The 6,866-nt window shown below is 56.8% G+C and carries 10 protein-coding genes, 1 tRNA gene and 1 pseudogene; 3 read left to right on the top strand and 9 right to left on the bottom strand.

Features of this window, described 5'->3' with window-relative positions; translation table 11 throughout:
• A pseudogene (locus tag T281_RS18470) lies at nucleotides 1–205 on the top strand (hypothetical protein); the annotation flags it as partial.
• Between the two features lie 59 nt (nucleotides 206–264).
• Here the strand turns inward: T281_RS18470 and T281_RS15660 are convergent.
• A tRNA-Gln gene (locus T281_RS15660) sits at nucleotides 265–338 on the bottom strand.
• 258 nt (nucleotides 339–596) lie between these two features.
• On the opposite strand from T281_RS15660, the gene T281_RS15655 reads away from it, so the two are divergent.
• Nucleotides 597–989: a NifB/NifX family molybdenum-iron cluster-binding protein gene (locus T281_RS15655; RefSeq protein WP_037241559.1), complete on the top strand. Its 393-nt coding sequence runs from the start codon at nucleotides 597–599 to the stop codon at nucleotides 987–989.
• A 143-nt stretch (nucleotides 990–1,132) separates the two neighbouring features.
• Here the strand turns inward: T281_RS15655 and T281_RS15650 are convergent, their stop codons facing one another.
• On the bottom strand, nucleotides 1,133–1,369 hold the full coding sequence (locus tag T281_RS15650) for an FmdB family zinc ribbon protein (protein WP_037241556.1): 237 nt from the start codon (nucleotides 1,367–1,369) through the stop codon (nucleotides 1,133–1,135).
• A 100-nt stretch (nucleotides 1,370–1,469) separates the two neighbouring features.
• Complete coding sequence (locus tag T281_RS15645; RefSeq protein WP_037241554.1) at nucleotides 1,470–1,928, bottom strand: MarR family winged helix-turn-helix transcriptional regulator; 459 nt, start codon at nucleotides 1,926–1,928, stop codon at nucleotides 1,470–1,472.
• 47 nt (nucleotides 1,929–1,975) lie between these two features.
• Here T281_RS15645 and T281_RS15640 point away from each other — a divergent pair, with 47 nt between their 5' ends.
• A complete protein-coding gene (locus T281_RS15640) occupies nucleotides 1,976–2,440 on the top strand; it encodes a hypothetical protein (protein WP_037241551.1) in 465 nt (154 codons plus the stop codon).
• A 54-nt stretch (nucleotides 2,441–2,494) separates the two neighbouring features.
• Here T281_RS15640 and T281_RS19765 read toward each other — a convergent pair whose 3' ends face one another.
• The 6 genes from T281_RS19765 to T281_RS15615 all read right to left on the bottom strand — a co-directional run.
• Nucleotides 2,495–2,827, bottom strand: a complete 333-nt coding sequence (locus T281_RS19765) for a chorismate-binding protein (RefSeq protein WP_081796852.1) — start codon at nucleotides 2,825–2,827, stop codon at nucleotides 2,495–2,497.
• Nucleotides 2,745–3,188, bottom strand: coding sequence for a chorismate-binding protein (locus T281_RS19935; protein ID WP_162173196.1), 444 nt, complete (start codon nucleotides 3,186–3,188; stop codon nucleotides 2,745–2,747). The genes T281_RS19765 and T281_RS19935 overlap by 83 nt, the downstream gene beginning before the upstream one ends.
• Nucleotides 3,189–3,750: 562 nt before the next feature.
• Entirely contained in the window at nucleotides 3,751–4,797 is a 1,047-nt protein-coding gene (locus T281_RS15630; protein ID WP_037241548.1) for a methyltransferase, read from the bottom strand.
• Nucleotides 4,798–4,850: 53 nt separating this feature from the next.
• Complete coding sequence (locus T281_RS15625; RefSeq protein ID WP_155955300.1) at nucleotides 4,851–5,576, bottom strand: 4'-phosphopantetheinyl transferase family protein; 726 nt, start codon at nucleotides 5,574–5,576, stop codon at nucleotides 4,851–4,853.
• Nucleotides 5,577–5,621: 45 nt separating this feature from the next.
• Nucleotides 5,622–6,398 carry a 2,3-dihydro-2,3-dihydroxybenzoate dehydrogenase gene (dhbA, locus tag T281_RS15620; RefSeq protein WP_420834881.1) on the bottom strand — a complete coding sequence of 259 codons (777 nt, stop codon included), beginning with the start codon at nucleotides 6,396–6,398 and terminating at the stop codon, nucleotides 5,622–5,624.
• Nucleotides 6,395–6,866, bottom strand: a 472-nt coding sequence (locus T281_RS15615; protein ID WP_037241543.1) for an isochorismatase family protein, incomplete at its 5' end; no start/stop codon positions are given. The genes dhbA and T281_RS15615, both read right to left, overlap by 4 nt.

Here is a 6,866-nt window from a genome sequence, read left to right as displayed (position 1 = left end):
TGATTGCGCCCGGACAATAAGCCATGATGGACGCGGTGCTATTTATCGTGTGCTGGGCGCGACGGTCCCGGAGATCGCGACACTTACCGGGCATTCGCTTCGAGACGTGCGCACGATCCTCGATTCGCACTATCTCGCGCGCGATCCTACGCTGGGCGAAGCCGCTATCAGGAAGCTCGAAAAGAGAACGAATTTTCCCGACTGACTGCCCGACCGCCTCTTAATGTTCTCACTCTAAAAGGAGAAAAGCGTAGTAAAATCAAGTGGCTGGGGAACCTGGATTCGAACCAAGACTAGCGGAGTCAGAGTCCGCTGTTCTACCATTAAACTATTCCCCAATCGGCGGCGGGAGCCCCACGACCGGTCAGGGCCGGACAATGGAGCAGTTTTTGCCGCTTCGCAAGTCTTTGTTGCGCGCGCGCCCGACAAAGAGAGCTGGTCTCTGCGGATCGCGCAGCAGCCACACCGCTCGCCTTCGCAAGCCCTTTCGCGACGCCGAACAACAGCCGAAAGCATGGCGGATTTTGCAAATTGGGCTCGACCTTCCAATAATGCGGTATAAAACATCAAGGACTTTCAGAAGACGGGGGCGCAGCATGAAAATCGCAATCGCAACGAAAGATTGGCAAAGCGTCGCCGGACATGCGGGCCAGTCGCGCTTCTGGTTGCTTTACGATCTTTCGTCGGTGAAGGCGGGCGATCCTCTGCCCGCGCCTGCGCATATCCAGCTCACAAACGCCGAAATTCTGCACTATTTCGAGGACGACACGCCGCATCCGCTGGACGGCGTCGACGTCGTGGTGGCGGGCAGCGCGGGCGATGGCTTCGTGCGGCGCATGAAAAAGCGCGGCGCCGATGTGCTGCTGACAGGCGAAACCGATCCTACTGCGGCGCTGAACCGCATCCTCGCAGGCGAGGCGCTGCCGGATCAGCGCTTCGACATCACGACGACGCTTTGCAAATTGCGGGATCTGTTCTCGAAGCACTGAGTCTTTACGCGATGCGCCGTGGGATCGCAAAGAGGGCGACGGCTGATATTTACAGCAATAATACCGCAAATCAGACGCGCCATGATGCTATACGTTTTGGTGTCGATCGCCTCTTCTGCGTGTCCGATTTAACGCAGGCCGATCTAATGACAGGCGCAGCCTCGGCATTCGGACGGGCTGAAACTGGCGAGCGCGCCGTCGCGGGCAGCCTGTGCGCATGGCGTTCCGGCCGCGTCCGCATTCGCATGCGGAGCCACGCGTGACAGCAACCGCTTCATCGCGGCACTTCCACAGGCGGGGCAGGCCGGAGTATCGCCGAAAGCGACGAGCAGTTCCGTTTCCTTGCCGCAGTCGGGACATTGAAAGCTGTAAAGCGGCATCGTGCGATCTCCTCGGATGTAAAAGCGCGACTTCCTGGTTATCGGGTGTGACACCCGCAAAAGGTGCATAGCTTACGGCGCCCGCAGAAGCAATTTCCCCTTAGTCGTCGTCCGCCAAGGCCGCCACGATCTTTGCGAGGCTTACCAAAAACGCGTCTCGCTCTTCCTCGCTGAGCGCGCCCAGGGCTTTTTCATTGAGCGTCTCGATCGCCTCGCGCACGGCCGGCAGTTTCTCCAGCGCGAGTGGCGTCAGCGAGATCAGCATACTTCGCCTGTCGTTCGCGTCAGGCTCGCGGTGGATCAGCCCATCGCGCTCCATCCGCGAGAGCGTCGCCGCCATGGTCGGCTGCTCAATGGCGGCGTATTCCGTCAGCGCTTTCTGCGACAGCGCTCCGCCAGCTCCCAATGCGAAGAAAATCGGCAAATGGCCGGTCGAAAGCCCGAGAGGCTTGAGCCTGCGATCCATCGCGCGCGCGAACAGCCGCGCCGCCCAGTTCGTCATATATCCGGCCGAGCTTGTGCGGTCGATATTATATAGCTTGCTATCTTTATCCGTCATATGTTATATAGCACACTATGTTCATTGCAATGCAAGGAGCTTTCCCAATGCGTACACCGCTTCGCCTCCTCCACGCCATCGCAGGCTTCGTGGGCCTCGTCATAATTCTTCGCTTCCTTGGAAGCACCGCCTATGCGGAGCTTTACGGCGACGCCGCCGCTATTCTGGCAGCGAAGTCCTGTATCGTCTGGCGCCTTCCGGTCCTGATCGTCGCGCTTGCCGTCGCGGGCGCAACCGGCTTCGCGCTCGCCGGAGCTTCGCCGCGTGGTCTCGCCGCTCGCAAGCTTGCCCGTATGCGCATCATCGCGGTGAACGGCATGCTGGTGCTCGTGCCCGCCGCCATATTCCTTTTCTGGAAGGCAGAGGCGGGCGAGTTCGACGCGACCTTCGCTGCGCTGCAAACGATCGAGTTTATCGCTGGCGGCGTGAACATCGTGCTGATCGGCATGAGCTTCCGCGACGGCCTCCGCCTGACGGGTCGGCTGCGGCGTGACCAACAACGGGCTCTATGACCTTCTTTATAGCGTTCAAGCCTCGCATTGGTTACGGAGTCTTATGATTGATCGCTACCGAACAAATCCAAGCGCACCCAGCACTGTGCCGAATTTCGCTTCGATTTCCGCGGCCTCATCAAGCGGCCGGGATCCCGCAACAATACCTGCGCCGGCGAACAGTTTCACCGATTGCCGAGCGACGTTGGCGCAGCGAAGTGCAACGGCCCATTCGCCATCGCCGGATGCGTCCATCCATCCGACAAATCCCGCATAAAGCTCGCGATCAAAACTCTCTATGCTGCTTATCGCGTTCATAGCCGATTCAGTCGGATAACCGCAAACCGCAGGGGTCGGATGCAGCGCAAACGCCAGGTCGAGGGACGAGCATCGCGGATCGCGACAGATATCCCGTTATCATTGTCGAAAGATGCCACACTGTCGGGGTTTTAATCAGAGAAGGGGTATCCGGCACGTCCAGCGTCTCGCAGAACGGCGCCAACGCATTCCTGACCGCCGATATGACGAGGGCATGCTCGTTTCTGTTTTTTGCGGAGTGCAAGAGCGTGTTCGCACTGGCCTCGTCCTCCTCCGGCGTCTTCCCCCGCTTGATCGAGCCTGCCAGCGGATTTGTAGTGACGGTCATGCCCTTCTTGCGAAGGAGAAGCTCGGGACTGGCGCCAACGAAAACGTATGGGTGGCTCTCGGTTCCCGCAGGAACGGCAAAAGTACAACCTGAAGGATTGATTCTGAGAAGGTTCGCAACCAATGAGGAAAAACAGAGTTCTTTCAGAAAGCGCTATGTCGAGTGCTCTGGCGAGGACAACCTTGGAAAGCGATGTTTCCAAATAGCTCTAGGGCCCGCGCGACGTCTTCGGCGAATGCCTTTTTGTGAGGCGACATATCGACAGCGATTGGCCGATAAACAGGTATTTCGTCGCCTTTTGGGCGCAGATCGACGAAATCGCGCAATAAATATAGCTTAGCCGATGAGTGGCGCGAAAACGGAACTGCTCCAGCTACTATCTGATGGGCGTCTCTGGTATCAGCAAAAACACTGGCAATTGCCGACTTGATCGTTGGTCGATCCGAAGCACCCGAGGTCAGTACGGGACCGCGTATCGGTCCGCTGATCGTTTTCCAGCTGGAATAGCGCATTTGTGTCAAATAGGCGCGCATATGACAATTCGTCTTCGAAAAAATACTCGTACTTCATGGCACACCCGCGTTTTGATGATTTCTCTTCAGCTAAAAAATGCACGATGCTTATGATGTCATCGTTGATGGCACGATATAAATGGACATCGCAATTGCCATAATGCTGATAATTATCACCGTTGCTGCGGTGAACACTCCAAGATGGAGAGAGGCGTTTCGGTTTTTGTGAAGGACGTTGTATCAAAACTGCTCATGCTGAGCATCTTTGAAAGATCATCGAAGGTACGCTCCCGCCCTCCAAGCTGGACCATCATGAAAACGTCTTGAGAAGATCGACGTTGCGTTGAAGCAGTGTCATCGAGCATTATATCCACGATGACGAGACGTTCGCCGCCCCGCATTACAGCTCTCGTGTTATCGAGTATCCGTTTGACGGCCTGATCGTTGAAGTCGTGAAAAACCCTGCTAAAAATATAGATGTCGCCTGCTGGAGGAATCGCCTCGAAGAAGGAGCCGCGCTCAATGCTGGCTCGTCCCTCACACCGCAGTTTTTCGAAAGCGGAACTGAGGGTACTACCCTTGCGAGGAAGGTCGAACAGCACCCCTTTCGCCGTAGGGTTCCGCTCAAGAATCTGAGCAAGCAGAGACCCATCTCCACCGCCGACATCAACTATGGTTACTCCTTCCTGAAACTCCAGATGAGAAATGACAACGGCGCCCATAGCCATCGACGCGCCCCGCATCTGCTCATCGAAGCGCACTTGCGCCTCGAAATCGTTGGCAAGGTATTGGAAGTGCGGGAGCCCATGCGCGAGTTCGAAGGCTGTATCGCCCCTTCGCATCTGATCATTTATGTACTCCCATGAGCGCCAATACAGTGGATGAAGCTCACAGGAAATCCATTGGCAGAGACTGTTATCATGCCCAGGAACAAGGAATTTCGAAGTCGACGTCTTCGTATACTTGCCAGAATTATTCTGGCCGATGATTTCGACGCTAGCAAGGTGATCTAAAATCCTTCCGATGAGATCCTCGTGTACACCTGCGCGCTGCGCAATTTCGTCCACGCCCATCGCGCCGTGTTCGAGCATCGCAGGGATACCAAACTCGACCGCGACACGGATACACTGAGACGTGCGATAGCCGATGATCTGTTGTATCAGCTTTATCGGCGGTGTTTCGGTCCCGGAAACCTTTATTGGCCGCTTCTCCATTCGCATGGGGTACCCTTTCCTCCGTTGCGTTCGCTGGATTTCATCAGAAGTGTTACCTTTTATCTTTCTAGCAGGATGCGGGTCAGCAGAAGTCTTTCTCGCCGAAGGAATTGCGCGGCGAATTCCGTACCTGCGCGCCAATGTGATCCAAGGTCTCTCGTGACGCGCAAAATTGCGTCTCCGCTCCGCCCCCAAGTGGTAAGTTCGCACGCATCGAAGCCGAAATCGGCCTGAACATCGGCAGGAAGCGACTTGAACAGGCTTTCCTTCAGGGAGAAAGCGAGTGAAATCGTGAAGGCAGTTATCTGCGTCTCCAGCCGTTTCCGCTCGCTTTCGCTCAACACAAGCAAAAAGATATCCCGTGCCTCGGACGCGGTCAGGACTTTCTCGATATCGATGCCTGCTCCAATATACCGGTGCGACCTGCCGACCAGCGCGACAGCGAAATTCTGACTATGTGAAATCGCTCCCACGATACCTTTGGGCCAGTTCGGAACAGGGAACCCGCCGATAATGCCGCAGCCATCGCCGCCCATAAGCAGCCTCACCGCCTGGCCGGCGCAGCGACGCCCTGCAACGAACTCGGCTCGCCTGCCAGGTCTCGCCCGTGCGATTTGTTGCGGGATGCCAGGATCTTCATCTGCTTGAAATAGGTATTCATCAAAGTTCCATCGGATTTTAGTAAGAAGGCATCTGCAATCAGCCGCTTCATCGTCCCACGGACGGATTCTTTCGAATTGATCCGGAATATTGGAATGTTTACTTTTTGCGATACATGACGTCACTTGCTACGTGTTCCAGCTAATAGTCCTGACAATTTCGCAGGCCGCCTACGCAGCGAGCGTTGCACCCCCATCGACGACGATATCTTGAAGGGTCACGTGGCCTGCATCATTCGACGCCAGAAAAAGGGTGACATCGGCGATATCATCGGGAGTTGCGATCTTTCCGAGCGGAATGCCGAGCTTGAACTGGTCGGGAAAGCCGCCAAGCAACCGGTCGCGGTCCGCGCCGCTCGTCAGCATCCCGCTCAACATCGGCGTATCGGTCGAGCCGGGGGAAACGACATTACAACGCACGCCGTAGGGCGCGACCTCAAGCCCGACGCAATGACTCAAGCTCGTCAGAGCGGCTTTCGAGGCGCAGTAAGCGGCCATGTGAGTGCGGGGCACATGCGCTGCGTTGGACGCGATGTTTACGATAGCGCCGCCCCGCTGTTTCTTGAACACCGGTATCCACTCCCTGAAAAGGTAGAATGGGCCAGCCACATTCACGTCAAAGCACCGTTTCCAGGCTTCGGTGGCGAGACTTTCTACAGGTCCCATTTCGAGCACACCCGCTGCGTTAACGAGAACGTCGAGCCGCTCGACATCGCACCTGAGCCGGTTGCTAATCGCGCTGACCTGATCAGGGTCGCTGATGTCGACCAGATGAAGTGAGAAGTTGAGTGAGCGCGCGCGCGCTGCGATATCGAGGCCGATGACGGTTGCCCCTTCTTCCGCGAAACGCTCGGCCACCCGGTGCCCTATACCCCGTGCGGCGCCCGTTACGAGGACGCGTTTGCCGCGAAAACGCTGAAGCGACATGGCGCTACTCCCGCTCATCAAGCCGCCATACACTTCCTATCGATCAGTTCCCACCACGCGCTTAGCGTCGGGGCTCTGGCCAAATCTTCAAAACTGACAAGAACGCCACGCGCTTTCAATTCACTCGCGAGCCTCATGACCTGCAGGGAATCGATCCCGTAAAAGAGCAGGTTCTCGTTCGGATCGAGATCCGCCGCATCCTCGAGGAGCCCGCGCACGCGAGCCTCAAGCCAATCCCGCGTGACGACGCTCGCCGCCGACGTTTCGATCAACGCTTCGGTCGCAATTACCGATCCACAGCGCCTTGCGACGTAGTCCAGAGCCATCCGATGCTCTGCCTCCGAAAAGTCGGCGACAGCATCTCCAATGATGAACGGCTGAATGTCGCTCATGAAGGCATCGACTGCGGTCACCATGCAGCCGATATGCGCATAGACGCCGCCTATCAGAAGTTGATCGCGTCCGGCACTCCTCATTTGTTCTAGAGCG

This window comes from Rhodomicrobium udaipurense JA643 (assembly GCF_000636015.1).
Lineage (GTDB): Bacteria > Pseudomonadota > Alphaproteobacteria > Rhizobiales > Rhodomicrobiaceae > Rhodomicrobium > Rhodomicrobium udaipurense.
Note: the sequence above shows the minus strand (reverse complement) of the source record. Positions and strands in the feature narration are given on the sequence as shown.